At 70.1% G+C, this 21,536-nt stretch carries 21 protein-coding genes; 15 read left to right on the top strand and 6 right to left on the bottom strand.

Features of this window, described 5'->3' with window-relative positions; genetic code table 11:
- Both BGO91_RS04550 and sdhC read right to left on the bottom strand, forming a co-directional pair.
- Positions 1–383 (bottom strand): succinate dehydrogenase hydrophobic membrane anchor subunit (locus BGO91_RS04550; RefSeq protein WP_290471687.1); only part of this gene is annotated, 383 nt, incomplete at its 3' end.
- Between the two features lies 1 nt (position 384).
- A complete protein-coding gene (gene sdhC / locus BGO91_RS04545; RefSeq protein ID WP_290471686.1) occupies positions 385–801 on the bottom strand; it encodes a succinate dehydrogenase, cytochrome b556 subunit in 417 nt (138 codons plus the stop codon).
- A gap of 207 nt (positions 802–1,008) precedes the next feature.
- Between sdhC and BGO91_RS04540 the strand changes: the two genes are divergently transcribed.
- Entirely contained in the window at positions 1,009–1,233 is a 225-nt protein-coding gene (locus tag BGO91_RS04540) for a hypothetical protein (protein WP_290471685.1), read from the top strand.
- Between the two features lie 18 nt (positions 1,234–1,251).
- On the opposite strand, the gene BGO91_RS04535 is transcribed toward BGO91_RS04540, so the two are convergent.
- Positions 1,252–2,376, bottom strand: coding sequence for a mannose-1-phosphate guanylyltransferase (locus BGO91_RS04535; RefSeq protein WP_290471684.1), 1,125 nt, complete (start codon positions 2,374–2,376; stop codon positions 1,252–1,254).
- Between the two features lie 87 nt (positions 2,377–2,463).
- Between BGO91_RS04535 and BGO91_RS04530 the strand changes: the two genes are divergently transcribed.
- The 11 genes from BGO91_RS04530 to BGO91_RS04480 all read left to right on the top strand — a co-directional run bounded on the left by BGO91_RS04530 (position 2,464) and on the right by BGO91_RS04480 (position 14,023).
- A complete protein-coding gene (locus tag BGO91_RS04530; protein WP_290471683.1) occupies positions 2,464–3,633 on the top strand; it encodes a glycosyltransferase family 1 protein in 1,170 nt (389 codons plus the stop codon).
- 50 nt (positions 3,634–3,683) lie between these two features.
- Positions 3,684–4,820: a magnesium and cobalt transport protein CorA gene (locus BGO91_RS04525; protein ID WP_290471682.1), complete on the top strand. Its 1,137-nt coding sequence runs from the start codon at positions 3,684–3,686 to the stop codon at positions 4,818–4,820.
- A gap of 248 nt (positions 4,821–5,068) precedes the next feature.
- On the top strand, positions 5,069–6,154 hold the full coding sequence (locus tag BGO91_RS04520; protein ID WP_290471681.1) for a BMP family ABC transporter substrate-binding protein: 1,086 nt from the start codon (positions 5,069–5,071) through the stop codon (positions 6,152–6,154).
- Between the two features lie 91 nt (positions 6,155–6,245).
- The gene (locus tag BGO91_RS04515) at positions 6,246–7,784 is read left to right on the top strand and encodes an ABC transporter ATP-binding protein (RefSeq protein ID WP_290471680.1); all 1,539 of its coding nucleotides are present in this window, start codon (positions 6,246–6,248) and stop codon (positions 7,782–7,784) included.
- The gene (locus tag BGO91_RS04510) at positions 7,781–9,106 is read left to right on the top strand and encodes an ABC transporter permease (RefSeq protein ID WP_290471679.1); all 1,326 of its coding nucleotides are present in this window, start codon (positions 7,781–7,783) and stop codon (positions 9,104–9,106) included. Before BGO91_RS04515 ends, BGO91_RS04510 begins: the two co-directional genes overlap by 4 nt.
- The gene (locus BGO91_RS04505; RefSeq protein WP_290471678.1) at positions 9,103–10,392 is read left to right on the top strand and encodes an ABC transporter permease; all 1,290 of its coding nucleotides are present in this window, start codon (positions 9,103–9,105) and stop codon (positions 10,390–10,392) included. Before BGO91_RS04510 ends, BGO91_RS04505 begins: the two co-directional genes overlap by 4 nt.
- Positions 10,389–10,817, top strand: coding sequence for a cytidine deaminase (locus BGO91_RS04500; protein ID WP_290471677.1), 429 nt, complete (start codon positions 10,389–10,391; stop codon positions 10,815–10,817). Before BGO91_RS04505 ends, BGO91_RS04500 begins: the two co-directional genes overlap by 4 nt.
- The gene (locus tag BGO91_RS04495) at positions 10,814–12,121 is read left to right on the top strand and encodes a thymidine phosphorylase (protein ID WP_290471676.1); all 1,308 of its coding nucleotides are present in this window, start codon (positions 10,814–10,816) and stop codon (positions 12,119–12,121) included. The genes BGO91_RS04500 and BGO91_RS04495 overlap by 4 nt, the downstream gene beginning before the upstream one ends.
- A gap of 31 nt (positions 12,122–12,152) precedes the next feature.
- On the top strand, positions 12,153–13,271 hold the full coding sequence (locus BGO91_RS04490) for an adenosine deaminase (protein ID WP_290471675.1): 1,119 nt from the start codon (positions 12,153–12,155) through the stop codon (positions 13,269–13,271).
- A gap of 24 nt (positions 13,272–13,295) precedes the next feature.
- The gene (locus BGO91_RS04485) at positions 13,296–13,754 is read left to right on the top strand and encodes a PTS sugar transporter subunit IIA (protein ID WP_290471674.1); all 459 of its coding nucleotides are present in this window, start codon (positions 13,296–13,298) and stop codon (positions 13,752–13,754) included.
- Complete coding sequence (locus BGO91_RS04480; RefSeq protein ID WP_290471673.1) at positions 13,751–14,023, top strand: PTS sugar transporter subunit IIB; 273 nt, start codon at positions 13,751–13,753, stop codon at positions 14,021–14,023. Before BGO91_RS04485 ends, BGO91_RS04480 begins: the two co-directional genes overlap by 4 nt.
- A gap of 27 nt (positions 14,024–14,050) precedes the next feature.
- Here the strand turns inward: BGO91_RS04480 and BGO91_RS04475 are convergent, their stop codons facing one another.
- Complete coding sequence (locus BGO91_RS04475) at positions 14,051–14,353, bottom strand: helix-turn-helix transcriptional regulator (protein WP_290471672.1); 303 nt, start codon at positions 14,351–14,353, stop codon at positions 14,051–14,053.
- Positions 14,354–14,404: 51 nt separating this feature from the next.
- On the opposite strand from BGO91_RS04475, the gene BGO91_RS04470 reads away from it, so the two are divergent.
- Positions 14,405–15,604 (top strand): MFS transporter, encoded by a 1,200-nt coding sequence (locus tag BGO91_RS04470; RefSeq protein WP_290471671.1) that lies wholly within the window; start codon positions 14,405–14,407, stop codon positions 15,602–15,604.
- Here the strand turns inward: BGO91_RS04470 and BGO91_RS04465 are convergent.
- Both BGO91_RS04465 and BGO91_RS04460 read right to left on the bottom strand, forming a co-directional pair.
- Positions 15,594–17,300 carry a phospho-sugar mutase gene (locus BGO91_RS04465; RefSeq protein ID WP_290471670.1) on the bottom strand — a complete coding sequence of 569 codons (1,707 nt, stop codon included), beginning with the start codon at positions 17,298–17,300 and terminating at the stop codon, positions 15,594–15,596. The genes BGO91_RS04470 and BGO91_RS04465 overlap by 11 nt on opposite strands.
- A complete protein-coding gene (locus BGO91_RS04460) occupies positions 17,297–18,130 on the bottom strand; it encodes a purine-nucleoside phosphorylase (protein WP_290471669.1) in 834 nt (277 codons plus the stop codon). Before BGO91_RS04460 ends, BGO91_RS04465 begins: the two co-directional genes overlap by 4 nt.
- An 84-nt stretch (positions 18,131–18,214) precedes the next feature.
- On the opposite strand from BGO91_RS04460, the gene BGO91_RS04455 reads away from it, so the two are divergent.
- Positions 18,215–19,651 (top strand): NAD(P)H-quinone dehydrogenase, encoded by a 1,437-nt coding sequence (locus BGO91_RS04455; RefSeq protein WP_290471668.1) that lies wholly within the window; start codon positions 18,215–18,217, stop codon positions 19,649–19,651.
- A gap of 15 nt (positions 19,652–19,666) precedes the next feature.
- Positions 19,667–21,334 carry a cation:proton antiporter gene (locus BGO91_RS04450; protein ID WP_290471667.1) on the top strand — a complete coding sequence of 556 codons (1,668 nt, stop codon included), beginning with the start codon at positions 19,667–19,669 and terminating at the stop codon, positions 21,332–21,334.
- Positions 21,335–21,536 lie beyond the last annotated feature (202 nt).

Raw genomic sequence — 21,536 nt, 5'->3', positions numbered from 1 at the left:
AAGGTGAAGATCACGAGGGTGCCGAGCACGACCATCACGACCACCGCGGCGAGGATCGCCCAGCGGAGGATGCGGTTCACCGTCTTGTTGTGCGCGTAGTCGTTGACCAGGGTGCGCATGCCGTTGCCGCCGTGGATCATGGCGAGCCAGAGCATGAGGAGGTCCCAGATCTGCCAGAACGGGGTCGCGTACTTGCCGGCGACGAAGGCGAAGTCGATCTGCTTGACGCCGTCGCCGAGCACGATGTTCACCAGGAGGTGGCCGAAGATCAGGACGATCAGCACGAGGCCGGAGAGCCGCATGTAGATCCAGCCCCACTTCTCCCAGTTGACGCCCTTGCGCGCCGGGCGGGCGGGGGAGCGGGGCGCTTCGATGGTCGTCATGTCAGTGCCCCTCCGCGAAGATGTGCACCAGCTGCACGGGGATGAATCCGGCCATCAGGATCACCCAGAGGGCGATGACCGTCCAGAACATGGCGCGCTGGTACTTGACGCCCTTGCTCCAGAAGTCGATCAGGATGATGCGGATGCCGTTGAAGGCGTGGAAGACGATGGCCGCCACGAGGGCGATCTCGCCGAGCCCCATGATGGGGTTCTTGTACGTCCCGATCACCGCGTTGTACGCCTCCGGGCTGACCCGGATGAGCGAGGTGTCGAGGATGTGCACGAGTAGGAAGAAGAAGATGGCGACGCCGGTGATGCGGTGAAGCACCCACGACCACATACCTTCGCGGCCGCGGTACAGCGTGCCGCCCGGCCGGTTCTTCGTCGGCTGCAGAGTCCCTGCCGCTTGGTCTGGCACGAACAACCCTCCCTGGTTGCATGTCGCTACATGAGGCGCGCTGAGCGCGTTGCCCAGTCTATGCCGCGGGTGTTCCGCGCGCTGCTTAGGGTGACCTCAGTTATCTCGACGTCGAGACATCTCGGTACGGAGGCACGGGCCTGTGAGCCCGATGGGGGATGCCCGCCTCCCCTTGCGCCGGAGCGCCGTCGGCGTAGCGTCCGACGCATGACCCAGGACGAACCCGTCATGAACGGAAGCAACGAGGCCGGAACCGGTGCGAAGGTCGCCGGCATCGTCGAACAGATGCGCGCGGACATGCAGCGGCTGCCCCGCGAGGACAGCGAGAAGGTGCTGCGTCAGCGGCTCGATGACGCGGGCATCCAGCTCGACGATGCGGAGATCTCCCGGATCGCCGCTGACGTGCAGAGCGGGCCCTCGGTCGTCGACTGAGGCTCTGCCGCTCCGCGTCTAGAGGACGTCGGTCGAGCCGGTGACCTTGAGTGCGTCGACCACGGCCTTCACGCGCTGCGCGTTCTCGCTCGTCGTCACCAGGAGCGCGTCCGGGGTGTCCACGACGACGATGTCCTTGACGCCGATCAGGCTGATGACCCGGTTGCTCTGGCTCACGACGATGCCGCTGGACGAGTCGGAGAGCACCCGGGCGTTCTCGCCGAGGATCGCGAGGTCCGATTTGCGACCGCCCGAGTTGAGCTTGGCGAGCGAGGCGAAGTCGCCGACGTCGTCCCAGTCGAAGTAGCCGGGGACGACGGCGAGCCGCCCGGCCGCCGCGGCGGGCTCGGCGACCGTGTAGTCGATCGCGATCTTCTCGAGGCGCGGCCAGATGCGGTCGACGGCCGGCCCGCGCGTAGCCGGGTCATCCCAGGCGTCCGCGAGCTCGAGCAGCCCGGCGAGGAGGTCGGGCTTGTTGCGGCCGATCTCCTCGAGCAGGAGGTCGGCGCGGGAGATGAACATCCCCGCGTTCCAGAGATACGAGCCGTCGGCGACGTACGCCTCGGCCGTGGCGAGGTCGGGCTTCTCGACGAAGGCGTCGACCAGGCGGGCTGTCGGCGCACCCGCGATCTCCGCGGACTCGCCCGCGGTGTGGATGTAGCCGAAGCCCACCGCGGGCTCCGTCGGCTGGATGCCGATGGTGGTGATGTAGCCGGCTGCGGCCGAGTGGACGGCCTCCCGCACGGCATGGCGGAACCGGGCCTGGTCGCGGATGACGTGGTCGGCGGCGAACGAGCCGATGATGACGCCCGGCTCGCGGCGCTCGAGGATGGCGGCGGCCAGCCCGATCGCGGCGGTGGAGTCGCGCCCCTCGCTCTCGAGCACGACGTTCGGGTCGGCGAGGTCGGGGAGTTGGGCCTCGACTGCGGCGCGGTGCGCCCGGCCGGTGACGACCATGATCCGCTGGTCGCCGGAGAGCGGCGTCAACCGGTCCCAGGTGTCGCGCAGCAGCGTCTGCCCCGATCCGGTCAGGTCGTGCAGGAACTTGGGCGCGTCTGCGCGCGACAACGGCCACAGCCGGGATCCGACGCCACCGGCGGGGATCACGCTGTAGAAGTGGTCGAGCGGGGTGCTGCGGCTCATGCTGGACAGGATACCGATCGGTGCTGGACATCCACCGTTCACGGCGGGTCAAGGGAGGGGCAACCCCGGCTGCCTAGCGTGGGGGCCATGCGGGTTGCGGTGGTCAGCGAGAGCTTCCTCCCCACGGTCAACGGGGTCACGAACAGCGTGCTGCGCGTGCTCGACCATCTCGCGGAGGCCGGCCACGAGGCGATCGTGATCTGCCCGGACGCGGGGGCGCCGGCGGAGTACGCCGGGTTCCGCATCCACCAGGTGCCGTCGATCGCCTACCGGCAGTTCCCGGTCGGCCTGCCGAGCCCGCAGGTGCAGCGAATCCTCGCCCGCTTCGGGCCGGACGTGCTTCATGCGGCCTCTCCCTTCTTCCTGGGCGCGCAGGCCATCGCCGCGGCGAATCGACTCGGAGTGCCCTCCGTCGCCATCTACCAGACCGACGTGGCGGGCTTCGCGCGCCGCAACGGCCTCGGGCTGACCTCGGCCATCGCCTGGAAGTACGTGCGCTGGGTGCACGAGGGCGCCGACCTCACGCTCGCGCCCTCCGCCGCCTCGGAGTACGACCTCCGCGACGCCGGCGTCTCGCGGATCGGCCGCTGGGGCCGCGGCGTCGATCTCGAGCGGTACCACCCCAACAAGCGCCGGACGAAGGCGGCGGTCGCGCTCCGCGAGCGGCTGTCGCCCGACGGCGAGGTCGTCGTCGGGTACGTCGGGCGCATCGCCCCGGAGAAGCAGGTGGAGCGGCTGCGCGCCCTGCGCGGGCTGCCCGGCCTCTCCGTCGCCATCGTGGGGGACGGCCCGGCACGGGAGGCTGTCGCGCGCGAGTTGCGCGGGGTGCCCGTCACCTGGCTCGGGCGGCTCGGCGGCGAGGACCTCGCGGCCGCCTACGCGGCCTTCGACCTCTTCGTCCACACCGGCTCCGAGGAGACCTTCGGCCAGACCATCCAGGAGGCGCACGCCTCCGGACTCCCGGTCGTCGCCCCGCGCGCGGGCGGCCCGGTCGACCTCGTCGAGCACGGCGTCGACGGCCTGCTCTACCCGCCCGCCGACGAACGCGCGCTGCGGGCCGCGGTCGCGATGATCGTGAGCGACACCGGCCTCCGCCTCCGGATGGGCGAAGCGGGTAGGCGGGCCGTCCTCGGCCGCGGATGGGACGTCCTCTGCACCGAGCTCATCGGGCACTACGGGCGCGTGATCCTGAGCGCATGCGCAGACGTCGAGGGGAGCGGCGTCCAGCCGGTCGGCAGGCAGCGCGCGTACAGTTAGGTGGCCGCTCGCGGCCCTCCACCCTTCCGCACGCTCCCTGGAGGTGAACGATGGCGAACATCAACCGACGCGGCATTCCCATGCCCTTCGTTTCCCGGTCGCGGAGGGTCGATCCTCCCAGTTCGATCGTCGCCCCGGAGCCGGCGCCCGGATCGGCTCCGTCCCGCTCGAGCATGGTGGACAGTGCGGTGTACCGCGGCGGCATCCGCGTCGCGTCGCCGACCACGCTGGCCGAGACCTATCGCGCGCTCGACAACACCCCCGACGGCGTCGCCTGGATCGGCCTCTACCGGCCGAGCGAGCGCGAACTGATGTCGCTCGCGGAGGAGTTCAACCTCCACCCGCTGGCCATCGAGGACGCGATCGTCGCCCACCAGCGGCCCAAGCTGGAGCGGTACGACACCGTGCTCTTCGTCGTGCTCAAGGCGGCGAACTACCTCGACGTGCCGGAGGAGGTCGACTTCGGCGAGCTGCACCTCTTCGTCGGCCCGAACTTCGTGATCACGGTCCGCCACAGCGAGTCGCCCGACCTCTCCACCGTGCGCCACCGCATGGAGGCCGAGCCCGAGCTGCTCTCGCTGGGCCCGCAGGCCGTCCTCTACGCGATCATCGACGCCGTCGTGGACGCGTACAGCCCGGTCGTCGCCGGTCTCGCGAACGACATCGACGAGATCGAGACCCAGGTGTTCGGCGGCGACGCCCTCGTCTCCCGACGCATCTACGAGCTGTCCCGCGAGGTCATCGACTTCCAGCGCGCCACCCATCCGCTCTCCGCGGTGATGATCGCGCTCGAACGCGGCACAGCCAAGTACGGCGTCACCCAGGAGCTCGAACGCCGCCTCCGCGACGTCGCCGACCACCTCACCCAGGTCAACGAGCGCGTCGACGGCTTCCGCTACCTGCTGCGCGACATCCTGACGGTGAACTCGACCCTCGTCTCGGAACGCCAGAACGAGGAGATGACCCGCCTCGCGCTCTCCACGCACGAGCAGGGCGAGCAGGTCAAGAAGATCTCCTCCTGGGCGGCCATCCTGTTCGCCCCGTCGCTGATCGCCGGCGTCTACGGCATGAACTTCACCCACATGCCCGAGCTGACCTGGCAGTTCGGCTACCCCCTCGCGATCGTCGCGATGCTGGGGCTGAGCACGCTGCTGTACGTGCTGTTCAAGAAGCGCGGGTGGATGTAGGGGAGGCCCTCCGCTCCTAGCGCCCGTCGTCGGCTCCGGCCGTCGGCGGGCGCTTCGTTCTCCCGGCCGAATGCCCACGACGACCTCAAGCGCTTGACGCCTGCTCAAATGAGCAGGTGTCAAACAGGCGTGCATTTGTAACGCTTGCATGAAGAAGCCAAGAGTGCGGACAGAGGAGTCCGTCACATTAGGTAACGTGATCTCATTAACGGCCGTGCTATCGGCACTCATCCCGGAGGACATTCACAGTGACAATCACAGCTCGTAAGACCGCGCTCACCGGTCTACTCGCTGCCGGCGTCGTCGCGCTGCTCGCAGCGTGCGGCTCGGCGCCCAGCTCCACCAGCTCCGCTGGAGCCGGCTCGAAGTACCTGCCCTGCATCGTCTCGGACCAGGGCGGCTTCAACGACCGCTCGTTCAACCAGCTCGGCCTCGAGGGCGTGCAGGAAGCGGCCAAGAAGATCGGCAGCAGCTACAAGCAGGTGCAGTCGAAGAGCGCCAACGACTACCTGCCGAACATCAAGAGCCTGATCCAGCAGGGCTGCAACATCATCGTCGCGTCCGGCTTCAACCTCGTCGCGCCCGTCAAGGAGGCGGCGGCCGCGAACCCGAAGGTCAACTTCGTCATGGTCGACGACAACAGCATCAAGGCCGACAACGTCAAGCCCGTCGTCTTCAACACCGACGAGGCCGGCTTCCTCGCCGGCTACGCGTCGGCGAGCTACTCGAAGACCGGCACGATCGGCACCTACGGCGGCCAGAAGCTCCCCTCGGTCACCATCTTCATGGACGGCATCGCCGACGGCGTGAAGTACTACAACGACCAGAAGGGGACCGACAAGAAGGTCATCGGCTGGGACGTCGCCTCGCAGGATGGCCAGTTCGTCAACTCGTTCGTCGACCTGAACACCTCGAAGACGATCGCGCAGACGATGCTCGACCAGAACGCCGACGTGCTCGCCCCGATCGGCGGCCCGATCTACCAGGGCGCCGCCTCGGCGATCAAGGACGGCGGCAAGGACGTCGCCCTGATCGGTAACGACGCCGACGTCTTCCTGACCGACCAGAACGGCTACAACAGCATGTTCCTGACCTCGATCATGAAGAACATCAAGCCGACCGTCTCGACGATCGTCGAGCAGGCGGCGTCGGGCGGCAAGTTCGACAACACCCAGTACGTCGGCAACCTGAAGAACGACGGCGTCGGCGTGGCCCCCTTCCACGACTTCGCGTCGAAGGTCGACAAGGGCCTCCAGGGCGAGCTCGACAAGATCAAGGCCGGCATCATCGACGGCTCGATCAAGGTCACCTCGCCGTCGGCCTTCACCGAATAAGCGACGACGCTTCGGGGAGGCCGGCGCAGGCCGGCCTCCCCTCCCCCCGATCAGCTCGAGAGCGGCCTCCGCTCGACCTCATTAGGCCCCAATGAAACTCGAACTCCGCGGCATCACCAAACGGTTCGGTGCCCTGGTCGCTAACGACCACATCGATCTCACCGTCGAACCCGGCGAGATCCACTGCCTGCTCGGCGAGAACGGCGCAGGCAAGTCCACCCTCATGAACGTCCTCTACGGCCTCTACCAGGCCGACGAGGGAGAGATCCTGCTCGACGACGTCGTCCAGCACTTCTCCGGCCCCGGCGACGCCATGAAGGCCCGGATCGGCATGGTGCACCAGCACTTCATGCTCATCCCCGTCTTCACCGTCGCCGAGAACGTGATGCTCGGCCACGAGCAGACGAAGTTCGGCGGCCGTCTCGACCTGGGCGCCGCCCGCGCGAAGGTGCGCGAGATCTCCGCCCGCTTCGGCTTCGAAGTCGACCCCGACGCCCGCGTCGAAGACCTCCCCGTCGGTGTGCAGCAGCGCGTGGAGATCATCAAGGCGCTCTCCCAGGACGCCGAGGTGATCGTCTTCGACGAGCCCACCGCCGTCCTGACCCCGCAGGAGACCGACGAGCTCATGATCATCATGAAGCAGCTCGCCGCCTCCGGCACCGGCATCGTCTTCATCACCCACAAGCTCCGCGAGGTGCGCGAAGTCGCGGACCGGATCACGGTGATGCGGCTCGGCAAGGTCGTCGGCCAGGCCGACCCCCAGGCCTCGAACGCCGAGCTCGCCTCCCTCATGGTCGGCCGCAGCGTGGAGCTGAGCGTCCACAAGAGCACGCCGACCCTGACCGGGAACGGCCTGAAGGTCCGCGGCCTCACCGTCACCGACCCGACCGGCGCCGTGCTCGTCGACGCGCTCGACTTCGACGTCGACGGCGGCGAGGTGCTGGCCATCGCGGGTGTGCAGGGCAACGGCCAGACCGAGCTCACCGAGGCGCTCCTCGGACTGCAGAAGCGCGCGACCGGCTCCGTCGAGCTGGACGGGCGCGAGATCCTCGGGCTCTCGGTGCGCAAGGTGCTCGACGCGGGCGTCGGCTTCGTGCCGGAGGACCGCAACGTCGATGGTCTGGTCGCGGAGTTCTCCATCGCCGAGAACCTGATGCTCGACCGCTCGAACGGCGCGCCGTTCGTCAAGGGGGCGGGCCTCCAGCTCGGCTTCCGCGACCGCTTCGCCGAGGAGAAGGTCCGCGAGTTCGACGTGCGCGCCCAGGGCATCGGCACCCACGTGGGTCGGCTCTCCGGCGGCAACCAGCAGAAGGTGGTGCTGGCGCGCGAGCTGAGCCGCGAGCTGCGGCTGTTCGTGGCCGCGCAGCCCACCCGCGGACTGGACGTCGGCTCGATCGAGTTCGTCCACGAGCAGATCATCGCCGCGCGTGACGCCGGCGTGCCCGTGATCGTGGTGTCGACGGAGCTCGACGAGATCGTCGCGCTCGGCGACCGTATTGCTGTGATGTACCGCGGAGGGATCGTGGGCATCGTCCCCGCGACGACGCCGCGCGATGTGCTCGGCCTGATGATGACCGGCGAGCTTCCGCCGGAAGCTCAGCTGACCGAGGCCCGAGGAGTTTCCGCATGAGCGACCAGATCCCTTCCGCCGACGTCGACGCGGTGACCGGCGAGCCCGGCGCCGCCGAGCCGGCTCTCGACCAGATCCCGGAGGAGCAGCGCGCCGACGCCGAGGCGCCGGCGCCCGAGTCCCGCTCGCGGCGTGCGCTGCGGGAGATCGCGTCGGGGAGCGTGCTGCTCTCCGTGTGCTCCATCATCGTGGCGCTCATCGTCGGCGGCGTGTTCATCGCCGCGACGAACGCCCAGGTGCAGGAGGCGCTCGGCTACTTCCTCGCCCGTCCCGGTGACACCTTCGCGGCCATCGCGAACGCGGTCGGAGGTGCGTACTCCGCTCTCTTCCAGGGCGCGATCTACAACTTCAACTCACCCGACTTCGCCACCGGCATCCAGTCGCTCTCCACGACGCTGACCTTCGCGACCCCGCTGATCGCCGCCGGTCTCGGCGTCGCGCTGAGCTTCCGCGTCGGTCTGTTCAACATCGGCGGCCAGGGGCAGATGCTGATCGCGGCGCTCTTCGCCGGCCTGGTCGGTTTCAAGCTGGACCTCCCGCCGGGACTGCACCTGCTCATCGCCGTCATCGCCGGTCTCGTGGGCGGTGCCATCTGGGCGGCGATCGCGGGCGTGCTGAAGGCGTTCACCGGTGCGCACGAGGTGATCGTCACGATCATGCTCAACTACATCGCGCTGAACCTGCTCAACTACCTCCTGACGACGACGTGGCTCCGCGCCCCGGGCGCGAACGACCCCAGGACGCCGCCGACCGATCCGAGCGCGGTGTTCCCCAAGCTGTTCGGGAACGGGTACTCGCTCGACATCGGCATCATCCTCGTGGTCGTCGCGACCGTCATCGTGTGGTGGCTGCTGGAGCGCTCCAGCCTCGGATTCCGGTTCCGTGCCGTGGGTGAGAACCCGAACGCGGCACGCGTCGCCGGCATCTCGGTGCGCGCGGTCTACATCTGGGCCATGGTCATCTCCGGAGCGCTCGTCGGCCTCGCCGGCGCCACCCAGGTGCTCGGTCAGATCACGTCCGGCTTCGGCAGCGACATCGACGCGGGCATCGGCTTCTCGGCCATCACCGTGGCGCTCCTCGGCCGTTCGCGGCCGTTCGGCGTGCTGGTCGCCGGAATCCTGATCGGCGCCTTCCAGGCCGGTGGATTCGCGATGCAGGCGGCGGACAACGTCCCCGTCGAGGTGATCGCGATCATCCAGTCCGTCACCGTGCTCTTCATCGCCGCACCACCGTTGGTCCGTGCGATCTTCCGTCTTCCCGCTCCCGGCGCGACCCGTCGCCCCGTCAAGCGCACCAGAACGAAGGGAGCGGTCGTCCGATGACCGTCACCACCCCGGCTCCGGCGTCCCCCGTCGCCGCTGCAGAGCCCGCGAGCATCCTGGTCCGACACTGGCGGCTGCCGGTCGTGTTCTCGGTGTTCAGCGTCCTCGCCATCGTGCTGTTCCTCGTGTTCCCGCGATCGGGGACGACGACGTACACGTTCAGCTCGAAGAACGACTTCTTCACCATCCCCGGGCTGCCCGTCCCGGCCGTCGCGACGGGGATCGTCATGACGATCATCGCCGTCGCGATCACGGTCGTCGCCTACCTCCTGGTGGCGCGCGGCCGGCGCGTGCCGCAGTGGCTGAGCGCGATCTTCGCGCTGGCGCTCCTGATCGGCTTCGTCACGTGGTCCGTCGGAGACGGAACGGTGCCGGTCGCCGGCCTGCTCGCCGGTGCGCTCGGGCTGAGCGTCCCGATCATCTACGGAGCGATGGGCGGCGTGCTCTCGGAGCGCGTCGGCGTGGTCAACGTCGCCATCGAGGGCCAGCTGCTCGGCGGCGCCTTCACCTCGGCGATGCTCGCGACCATCACGCACTCGGTGGTCGTGGGCCTGATCGGCGCCGCCGTCGCCGGCATGATCGTGTCGTTCGTCCTGGCGGCGTTCTCGATCAAGTACCTGGTCGACCAGGTCATCGTCGGCATCGTGCTCAACGTGCTCGTCTCGGGCGTCACCGGGTTCTTCTACACGGCGGTGATGGCCAACAACACCGCCGCGTTCAACCTCCCGCCGACGCTCCCCGCCCTGCCGATCCCGGTGCTGAGCCAGATCCCGGTGATCGGTCCGGTGCTGTTCGACCAGACGCTCATCGTCTACGTGATGTACGTCGCCGTGGCGGCCGTCTACGTCACCCTCTTCCACACGCGCTGGGGCCTCCGGGTGCGCGCGGTCGGTGAGCACCCGAAGGCGGCGGACACCGTCGGCATCAACGTGAACTCGACCCGCTTCTGGACGGTGCTGATCGCCGGCGCCATCGCCGGATTCGGCGGTGCCTACTTCACCATCGGCGGCGTCGGCGGCTTCGTGAAGGACATGACGAGCGGTCTCGGCTACATCGCCCTCGCCGCCGTCATCTTCGGCCGCTGGGACCCGATCCGGGCCACGCTCGCCGCGCTGCTGTTCGGTTTCGCCAACGCGCTCCAGAGCCTCCTCGGACTGCTGCACGCCCCGATCCCGAGCGAGTTCCTCCGCATGCTGCCGTACCTGGTGACGATCTTCGCGGTCGCCGGCCTGGTCGGGATGTCGCGCGGCCCGGCGGCATCGGGCAAGCCCTACATCAAGTCATGACCGCCCCGCAGATCGACTGGGAGGCGCTGCGCGCTTCCGCGACCGAGGCCATGTCGCACGCCTACGTCCCCTACTCGCAGTTCCCCGTGGGAGCGGCGGCGCTGGTGGACGACGGGCGCATCGTCAGCGGCTGCAACGTGGAGAACGCCAGCTACGGCGTGACGCTCTGCGCCGAGTGCGGGCTGGTGTCCTCGCTCGCGATGACCGGCGGCGGCCGCCTCGTCGCCTTCACCTGCGTGAACGGCGGTGGCGACATCCTCATGCCGTGCGGGCGCTGCCGCCAGCTGCTCTACGAGCACTCCGCCGAGGGGATGCTGCTGCAGACCGTCTCCGGCATCCGCACGATCGACGAGGTGCTGCCCGACGCGTTCGGGCCGCGCCAGCTCGACGAGTACCGCAACAACGACGAGGAACAGATCCCGTGACCCAGACTGCAGGAGCGGTCGAGGCGTTCGACGCCGTCGACCTGATCAGGACCAAGCGCGACCGCGGAGAGCTCGGCACCGCCGAGATCGACTGGCTGGTCGACGCCTACACCCGTGGCTATGTCGGCGACGAGCAGATGTCCGCGATGATCATGGCGATCTTCCTCAACGGGATGACGCGCCGCGAGATCAAGGACCTCACGATGGCGATGATCGCCTCGGGCGAGCGCATGGACTTCTCGGGGCTCGGCAAGCCGACCACGGACAAGCACTCGACCGGCGGCGTCGGCGACAAGATCACCCTCCCGCTCATGCCGCTCGTCGCGACGTTCGGCGTCGCCGTCCCGCAGCTCTCGGGTCGCGGCCTCGGCCACACCGGCGGCACGCTCGACAAGCTCGAGAGCATCCCGGGCTGGCGCGCGAACCTCAACAACGAGGAGATGTTCGCCCAGCTGCAGAACGAGGGCGGCGTCATCTGCGCCGCCGGCTCCGGGCTCGCTCCGGCCGACGGCAAGCTGTACGCGCTGCGCGACATCACCGGGACGGTCGAGGCCATCCCGCTGATCGCCTCCTCGATCATGTCGAAGAAGATCGCGGAGGGGACCAGTGCGCTGGTGCTCGACGTGAAGTTCGGCTCCGGCGCGTTCCTGAAGGACATCGAGAAGTCGCGCGAGCTCGCCCGCACGATGGTCGAGCTCGGCACGGACGCCGGCGTCGCGACCTCCGCCCTCCTCACCGACATGAACGTGCCGCTCGGCCTCGCCATCGGAAACGCGAACGAGGTCAGGGAGTCCGTGGAGGTGCTGGCCGGCGGCGGCCCCGCCGACATCGTGGAGCTGACCGTGGCGCTGGCCCGCGAGATGCTCGCCCTCGCCGGGCGCCCGGACGAGGACGTGGAGGCGGCCCTGAAGGACGGCCGCGCCATGGACAAGTGGCGCGAGGTCATCCGCGCCCAGGGCGGCGACCCGGACGCCGCGCTCCCGGTCGCGAAGGAGACGCACACCGTCGTCGCCGAGTCCGACGGCGTCCTGGTCGAGCAGGAGGCGCTCCCGTTCGGCATCGCCGCCTGGCGCCTCGGCGCCGGACGCGCGCGCAAGCAGGACCCGGTGCAGCACGCCGCGGGGATCGACCTGCACGCGAAGCCCGGCGACACGGTCCGCAAGGGCGACCCGCTGTTCACGCTCTCGGCCGACGAGCCCGCGCGGTTCGAGCGCGCACTCGAGGCCGTCGAGGGCGCGTACCGCCTGGCACCGGTCGGCACGCCGTTCACCCGCGGTCCGCTCATCGCCGACCGCATCTCCTGAACGGCCCCGACGAACCGATAGATTGAAGGACATGAGCGAACAGAACGCCGGGTACGCACTCGCCGACGGGACCGACATCCGCGCACTGCCGAAGGTGTCGCTGCACGACCACCTCGACGGCGGCCTCCGCCCCTCGACGGTGATCGAGCTGGGCGACGCCGTCGGCCTCGAGCTGCCGACCACCGATCCGGTCGAGCTGGCCCGCTGGTTCGGCGAGAAGTCGAACTCCGGCTCGCTCGTCGAGTACCTCAAGACGTTCGACCTCACGACCGCCGTGATGCAGACCCGCGAGGGCCTCACGCGCGTCGCCCGCGAGTTCGTGCAGGACCTCGGCGCCGACGGCGTCGTGTACGGCGAGATCCGCTGGGCGCCCGAGCAGCACGTCAACCGCGGCCTCAGCCTGGACGAGACCGTCGAGGCGGTGCAGGAGGGCATCGAGGCCGGCATCCAGGATGTGCGCGCCACGGGCAAGCGCATCCGCGTCGGCCAGCTGGTCAGCGCCATGCGCCACCTCGACCGCGGGCTCGAGATCGCTCAGCTGGCGGTCCGGCACCGCGACAACGGCGTGGTCGGCTTCGACATCGCCGGCCCCGAGGCCGGCTTCCCGCCGGCGAACCAGCGCGCCGCGTTCGACTACCTCGCCGAGAACTTCTTCCCGGCGACCGTGCACGCGGGGGAGGCGGACGGCCTCGACAGCATCCGCAGCGCCCTCCTCGACGGCCGTGCGCTGCGCCTCGGCCACGGCGTGCGCATCGCGGAGGACATCTCCATCGAGCGCCAGGACGACGAGAACACGTACGTGACGCTCGGCACGCTGTCGCAGTGGGTCAAGGACCGCGAGATCGCGCTGGAGACCAGCCCGACCTCGAACCTGCAGACCGGCGCGATCGCCGCGTGGGGCACCGACATCCTCGACCACCCGTTCGACCTGCTGTACCAGCTCGGCTTCCGCGTCACGGTGAACACCGACAACCGCCTGATGAGCGGCACGACGCTGACGCGCGAGCTCAGCATCCTGGCGGACGCCTTCGCGTACGACCGCACCGACCTGGAGATCTTCCAGCTCAACGCGGCCGCCGGCGCGTTCCTCCCGCTGGAGGAACGTGAGGAGCTCGCGGACATCATCACAGCAGGTTTCGAGGGTTCCTGACACGGCGACGGCTACGCTGGGACCATGCCGCTGCCACCGTTGCCCGAATCCGCCGTCACCGTCGGGGCGCACGCCACCGACTGGCGTGATGCGGTGCGGCTCGCGGGCGAGGCGCTGACCCGTTCGGGAGCGACCGAGCAGGGCTACGGCGACCGCATGATCCAGGTGATCGAGGAGTTCGGCGCGTACATCGTGATCGCTCCCGGTCTGGCCCTCGCGCACGCGCGCCCGGGCCCGGACGTGAACCACGACGGGCTCGCCGTGGTCACCCTCGACGAGCCGGTCGTGTTCGGCCACCCGCACAACGACCCGGTCTCCGTGGTGCTCGGTCTGGCCGTGTCGACTCCGGAGGCGCACGTGACGAGCGTCGCGGAGCTGGCGAACGTCTTCAACGACCCCGAGTCGATCCCGGCGCTGGCGGCGGCGCACGACGTCGCGGACGTGCAGCGCGTGCTGGCGACCTCGGAGGAGAACGCCCGATGAAGATCGTCGCGATCTGCGGCGTCGGGCTCGGCACCTCCGGCATCCTCAAGGTCAACGCGGAACGGGTGCTGGACCGGCTGGGCATCGACGCCGACGTGACCGCGACCGACGTCGGCAGCCTGTCGGCCGCCGCGGCGGACGCCCAGGTCATCCTGTCGTCTCCGGAGCTCGTCGAGCGCATCGGCCGCACGAACGCCGACGTCATCGTCGTCGAGAACTACTTCGACCTCGACGAGCTGGAGCGCAAGCTCGACGAGGCGCTCGGCTAGCAGGCGGTCGGCCCGGCGCGCTGCCGGCTAGTCCGTCAGCAGCGCCTCGATCAGGCCAGGGAACCGGGCGTCGAGTTCCGCGCGGCGCAGCTGGATGTCGTGCGTGCGACCGCTCACGATCGTGTTCGTGAGGCCCGCCTCGCGCAGGGTCTTGAAGTGGTGCGCCATCGTCGACTTCTGCACGTCGCATCCCCACTCGGTGAGGGCCTTGGGATGGGGTTCGCCGTCGGCGAGGACGCGCACCATCTGCAGCCGGACCGGGTCGGCGACGGCGCGGAGCAGGTCCACCAGCTCGACCTCGGCCATCGGCGGAGAGGGGTATTCGGTCATGCGGCGTCCAATTGTTTGACAATCATCGAACTATCGCCCTACGCTGACCGTATGACGACCATCGAACAATCGTACCGCAGGACCACCCCGGCTCTCGTGGTCCTCGCGCTCGGGCTCTTCGTCGTGGGGACGAACGCGTTCGTCATCGCGGGCCTGCTGCCGCAGATCGCGAGCACGCTCGGCACCACGCCCTCGGCCGTCAGCGTCTCGATCACGACCTACTCGCTCGTCGTCGCGGTCGCGGCACCGGCCGTCTCCATCCTGCTCCCACGCGTCCCGCGCTCGACGCTGATGGGCGTCGGTCTGGCCCTGTTCGCCGTCGGCACGGCGGTCGCCGCCCTCGCACCCGACCTCGGCTGGTTCATCGCCGGCCGTACGTTCTCGGGCATCGGCGGCGCCGCCCTCGTCCCGACGGCCACCGCGGCCGCGGCAGCCCTGTCCTCCCCGGAGAAGCGCGGGCGCGCCCTCGCCCTGGTCGGAGCGGGCTTCACGCTCGCGACCGCGGTCGGCTCGCCGCTCGGTACCGCGCTCGGCGGCGTCGCGGGCTGGCGGTTCGCCCTCTGGTGCGTGGTGGCGCTCGGCGCCGTGCTGGCCGCTCTCATCCCGCTGCTCGTGCGGCGGGTGCCGCTGGCTCCGCCGGCGACGCTGCGGCGGCGGCTCGTGACCCTGGCCGATCTGCGCGTGCTCGCACTGCTCGCGACCACGGTGTTCATGATCGCCGGGTTCAACATCGTCTACATCTTCTCGGCGGCGGTGACGCGCCCCTCCACCGGCGGCTCCGGACCGCTGCTGGCCGTGCTGCTGCTGGCCTACGGCGCGGCGGGCGTGATCGGCAACATCGTCGCGGGCCCGCTGACCGATCGCTTCGGGAGCCGCACGGTCGCCGCCATCGCCCTCGTCGGCCAGGTGGTCGCGCTCACGATCCTGCCGTTCGTCGAGGCGTCGTTCGCCGCCTCCCTGGTCGTCTTCGCGCTCTGGGGCATCGCCGCCTTCGCGATCGCCATCCCGGTCCAGCACCGGCTCGTGCACGTGGATCCCGAGACCTCGGCGCTCGCGCTCTCCTGGTACTCGACCGCGATGTACGTCGGGATCGCGATCGCGCCTCCGCTCGGATCCCTCGCGCTGGGCGCGGGAGGCGCGGTGGCGGTGCCGTTCGCGGGCGCCGTGGTGACCGTGGTGGCGCTGGCGGCGTTCCTGCTCAGCTACGCCGCCCGCGCCACCGTCCGGTCGCGTTCCGTCCCTACGCCGTGAGAGCGCGCATCGCCTCACCGAGCGCTGCGACGCGCGCGGTCGCCGTGCTGCGGCGCTCGTCGACCGTGCCCTCGTCGCTCGACGCGTCGATGTAGATCTTCAGCTTGGGCTCGGTCCCGCTGGGGCGGACCATCACGCGCGAACCGTCGGCGAGCAGGATGCGCAGCACATCGCTCGGGGGGAGCCCCTCGAAGCCGTCACGCAGGTCGTCGATCTGCTCCACGCGCACGTCGCCGAGCCGGCTCGGCGGCGTCGCGCGCAGGGCGGCCATGATCTCGCCGATACGGGAGAGGACGGTCACCCGGATCGAGATCTGTTCGCTGGCGAAATAGCCGAACTTCTCGGCGAACGCGTCCAGCCGGTCGGCGATCGTCTGCCCCTGGGCGGCGAGCGTCGCCGCCAGGTCGAGCAGGGCCGTCGCGGCGGAGATGCCGTCCTTGTCGCGCACGGTCCCCGGGTTCACGAGGTAGCCCAGAGCCTCCTCGAACCCGAAGATCAGCCCGGGCGCGCGCGAGACCCACTTGAACCCGGTGAGGGTGTCGGCGAAGTCGAGGTGGTACGCGGTCGCGACCGCGGCCAGAGCGGGGGAGGAGACGATCGAGCAGGCGAGGACGCCGTCGGGCGCACCGTCCCCGGCGGACGCCTCGGCGAGCTCGGCGGCACGCCAGCCGAGCAGGCCCCCCACCTCGTTGCCGCTGAGCCGGCGGTATCCCTGCTCCGACGCGGCGTCCGGGATGGCGACCGCGAGGCGGTCCGCGTCGGGATCATTGGCGATCACGAGGTCGACGCCGGCGGCCCTGGCCGTCTCGAACGCGAGATCCATCGCGCCCGGCTCCTCCGGGTTCGGGAACGAGACCGTGGGGAAAGCCGGGTCGGGATCGATCTGCGCGGCCACGACCTCCGGCTCGGCGAACCCGGCGGCCGCGAACACCTCGCGGGCCGTGCGCCAGCCCACGCCGTGCATGGCGGTGTAGGCGTACGAGACGGCATCGCGCGGCGCATCGGTCGTCGCGACCGTCGCGGTGGCCTCGATGTACGCGCGCTCGACGTCGTCGGACGCGATCTCGTACTGCTCCGAGCGCGGGAGGTCGAGCACGCTCCCCGAGGCAACATCGAGGATCTGCGCGGCGATCTCGGCGTCCGTCGGCGAGACGATCTGCGACCCGTGGTCCACACCGCCGAGATAGACCTTGTACCCGTTGTCGTTGGGCGGGTTGTGGCTGGCGGTGACCATCACGCCCGCGCTCACGTCGAGGTGGCGCACCGCGAACGCGAGGACGGGGGTCGGCAGCAGGCGGGGGAGCAGCACGGCGCGCACGCCGGCGCCCGCCATCAGCTCCGCCGTGTCGCGCGCGAAGACGTCGGAGTTCTTGCGGCCGTCGTAGCCGATGACGACGGACGGCGTGCCGACGGGCGTGTGCTCCAGCAGCCACCGCGCGAACCCGGCGGCGGCCTGCGAGACCAGCACGCGGTTCATCCGGTTGGGGCCGGCCGCGATCTCGCCGCGCAGCCCGGCGGTGCCGAAGGCGAGGCGGGTGTCGAAGCGCGAATGGAGGTCGGCCACGGCGTCCGCGTCGCCCTCGGCGGCCGCGGCGACCAGCGCCTCCAGTTCGGCGCGGGTCTCCGGGTCCGGGTCCTGCTCCTGCCAGGCGCGCGCCGCGGCGAGCAGCGCGTCGGTGTCGAGCGCGGCGCTCACAGTGCCGCCACGATCCGGGCGAGGAGCGCGCTGATCACCGGCTCGGCCTCCTGGCCCGCCTCGATGACCTCGGCGTGGCTCAGCGGGGTCTTCTGGATGCCGGCGGCCAGGTTGGTGATGAGCGACATGCCCAGGATCTCCATCCCGGCCTGACGGGCGGCGATGGCCTCCAGGGCGGTCGACATGCCGACGATGTGGCCGCCGATCGTCTTCGCCATCTGCACCTCGGCCGGCGTCTCGTAGTGCGGGCCGCGGAACTGCGTGTACACGCCCTCGTCGAGCGAGCCGTCGATCGACTTCGCGAGCTCGCGGAGGCTGCTCGAGTACAGGTCGGTCAGGTCGATGAAGGTCGCCCCCTCCAGCGGGGAGTCCGCGGTGAGGTTGATGTGGTCGCTGATCAGCACGGGCGTCCCGGGCTTCCAGTGCTCCTTGATGCCTCCCGCGCCGTTGGTGAGGATCATCGTGGTCGCGCCGGTCGCGGCCGCGGTGCGCACGCTGTGCACGACCCGGCGCACGCCGTGGCCCTCGTAGTAGTGGGTGCGGGCGCCGATGACCAGGGCGCGCTTGCCGCTCGGCAGCAGCACCGAGCGGAGCGTGCCGACGTGGCCGGCGAGCGCGGGCTTGCCGAAGCCCACGATCTCGGTCGCGGGGATCGTCGCGGTGGTCTCGCCGATGAGGTCCGCCGCCTTGCCCCAGCCGGAGCCGAGTGTGAGTGCGATGTCGTGCTTCTCGACGCCGGTCTTCTCGGCCAGCTGCTCCGCCGCCTGGCGGGCGACCGCGAACGGGTCGGCCTGGGGGTCGTCGAGGGGATTCGTGTTCGTTTCGAGCATGAGCCAACTCTACTGAGCACGCCCGGGCCGTCCAGGAGCGGCGGGATGCGCATCGGCGCGTGCGCATGCGGAAGAATGGTGTGCATGGCCTTTGAATTCGAGCGCAAGCAGCGCATCGCCGTGCTCGGCGGCGGACCGGGCGGATACGAGGCGGCGATCGCGGGCGCTCAGCTCGGAGCCGACGTGACCCTGGTCGAGCGGTCGGGCGTCGGCGGCTCCGCCGTCATCACCGACGTCGTCCCCTCGAAGAGCCTCATCGCGACGGCCGAGGCCACCAACGCCATCGGCGAGGCCGCGGACCTGGGTGTGCAGTTCTTCTCGCGCGGCGCCCACGGCAAGCCGGTGCGCCCCGACATCGCGGTCAACCTCGCCGCGGTCAACAAACGGCTGATGGGCCTCGCCCGCCAGCAGTCGGAGGACATGCGCGCCGAGCTCGTCCGCGCCGGCGTGCACATCGTGAACGGCGAGGGCCGGCTCGACGGCGACGGCGCGATCATCGTCTCGACCGCCCGCGGCGGCTCAGGCACCGACTTCGACCGGGTGGAGGCCGACACGATCGTCATCGCGGTCGGCGCGCGCCCGCGCGTGCTCCCCACCGCCGTCCCGGACGGGGAGCGCATCCTCACCTGGACGCAGCTCTACGATCTCGACTCGGTGCCGGAGCACCTCATCGTGGTCGGGTCGGGAGTGACCGGCGCCGAGTTCGCCTCCGCCTACACCGCGCTCGGCTCGAAGGTCACGCTCATCTCGTCCCGGGACCAGGTGCTCCCGGGGGAGGATGCCGACGCGGCCCGCGTCATCGAGAACGTCTTCAAGCGCAACGGCATGCAGGTGCTCTCGAAGTCCCGCGCCGAATCCGTGGTGCGCACCGAGAACGGCGTCGTCGCGACCCTGGCGGACGGCCGCACCGTCGAGGGCAGCCACTGCCTCATGGCCGTCGGCTCCATCCCGAACACCGCGGGCATCGGGCTGGAGGAGGCCGGCATCCAGCAGACGCCGTCCGGCCACATCCGCGTCAACCGCGTCGCGCGCACCTCCATCCCCAACATCTACGCGGCGGGCGACTGCTCCGACCTGCTGCCGCTCGCCTCCGTCGCCTCGATGCAGGGGCGCACGGCGGTGTTCCACGCGATGGGCGACGCGGTCAACCCGATCGAGCTGCGCAACGTGACCTCGAACATCTTCACCCAGCCCGAGATCGCCACGGTCGGCTGGAACCAGAAGCAGATCGAGGACGGCATCGCCCAGGGCGACATCTACAAACTGCCGCTCAAGTCCAACCCGCGCGCGAAGATGCTCGGCCTGCGGGACGGCTTCGTGAAGCTGTTCGCCCGCACGGGCTCCGGCACCGTCATCGGCGGTGTCATCGTCGCCCCCCGCGCGTCCGAGCTGATCTTCCCGCTCGCGCTCGCCGTGGAGCACCGTCTGACGGTCGACCAGGTCGCCCGCGCCTTCACCGTCTACCCCTCGCTCTCCGGCTCGATCTCGGACGCCGCGCGCGCCATGCACATCGTCCTCTGAGGTAGGGTCCGGGGCATGGAGATCGGACTCGTCGTCGGCGTCCTCGCCGTCCTGGCCATCGCGGCCGCGACCACCATCGGCCCGAAGTTCGGTGTCGCATCGCCGCTGATCCTGGTCATCGCCGGGATCCTCGTCAGCCTCCTGCCGTTCGTGCCGGCCGTCGACATCGAGCCGCAGTGGATCCTCGCCGGCATCCTGCCGCCCCTCCTGTACTCCGCGTCGGTGTCCATGCCGTCGATGAACTTCCGCCGCGAGTTCACGGCGATCGGCGGCCTCTCGGTGCTGCTCGTCGTGCTCAGCTCGGTGATTCTCGGGTTCTTCTTCTCCTGGGCGATCCCGGGCCTCGACCTCGCCTGGGGCATCGCGCTCGGCGCCATCGTCAGCCCGACGGACGCGGTCGCGACCTCCATCGTCAAGAAGAGCGGCGTCTCCCCGCGCGTGGTCGCGATCCTGGAGGGCGAGAGCCTCCTGAACGACGCGACCGCGCTCGTGCTGCTGCGGGCCGCGATCGCTGCGGCCGCCGCCTCCTTCGCCATCGGGACGGTCATCTGGACCTTCACCTACTCGGTCGTGATCGCGGTGGTCTTCGGCTGGGTGGTCGGCCGGGTCAACCTGATCGTGCGGGCGCGGGTGACCGACGCGACCGTCAACACGGTCATCTCGTTCACCGTGCCCTTCATCGCCTCCCTGCCCGCCGAGGCGCTCGGCGCCTCCGGTCTCGTCGCCGCCGTGGTCGCCGGGCTCGTCACCGGGAGCCGCGCGCCCCGCGTGCTCTCGCCCCAGCACCGCCTCTCGGACGCCCAGAACTGGCGCACCGTGGAGCTCGTCCTGGAGGGCATGGTCTTCCTCACGATGGGCCTGCAGCTGTTCGGCATCGTGCAGAAGGTCGAGAAGGTGCACGAGGGCGTCCTCCCCGCCGCGCTCGTGGCCGCCGGAGCGCTGCTGCTGACCATCCTCGTGCGCGCCGCGTACGTCGCGCCGCTCCTGCGCTCGCTCGGCAGCCGGGCGCGGCGCAGCGAGAAGCTCCGGCCGCGCATCGAGACCATGCAGCAACGGATCGCGGACGCCGACAACGACCCGAAGGCGCTCGTGCGCACCGGCGGCCCCGGCAGCGGGCGCGTGCCCTCCGAGAAGGACGTCGGGCGCTTCACGACCCGCCTGCGCCGCACGCTCGCCGACATCGACTACTTCGCCGGCGCGCCCCTCGGTTGGCGCGAGGGCACCATCGTGGTCTGGGCCGGGATGCGCGGGGCGGTCACCGTCGCGGCCGCCCAGACGCTCCCCGTCGAGGGCACCCCGTCCCGTCCCGTCCTCATCCTCATCGCGTTCCTCGTGGCGGCCGGCTCGCTGCTCATCCAGGGCGGCACCATCGGCTGGCTGCTCAAGCTGGTGAAGCCGGCCCAGGTGGACCGAGCGGCGCAGAACGAGGAGCGCCAGCGGGTGATGTCGATGCTCCACGACGCGGCGAAGCACATCCCGCTGCCCGAGTCGCGCGAGCGCACCCCGGAGAACATGGAGGTCATGAAGAAGTTCGCGCTCGACCGCCTCCACGCCCAGCGCACCGCCCTGCTCGACGCCCGCGACGACGGCACCTTCGACGCCGACGTGCTCGCCTCCGCCCTCACCAACCTCGACGCCGACGAGATCAGCATCTCCCTGAAAGGCTCACCCCCCGAAGACTGAGCTGCCGGGCGTCGTCTCACCTCCCCAGTCGCCCTCACCTCCCCAGCAATTCCGGCGATTCTGCCCGATCCGAGACGTTTTGCCGTTCGAACGGTGAGCTGAGCGGCGCGCCGACCTGAGTCGCCGGAGTTACGGTTCACAGCACAGCTCGGGCGCGACACCGCTTATCCACGGGTATCGCCGTCGAACCACTCGATGGCGG

Source organism: Leifsonia sp. 71-9, assembly GCF_001898805.1.
Classification (GTDB): Bacteria; Actinomycetota; Actinomycetes; order Actinomycetales; family Microbacteriaceae; genus Leifsonia.
The sequence above is the reverse complement of the archived record's forward strand: the minus strand, read 5'-3'. Positions and strand labels throughout refer to the sequence as shown.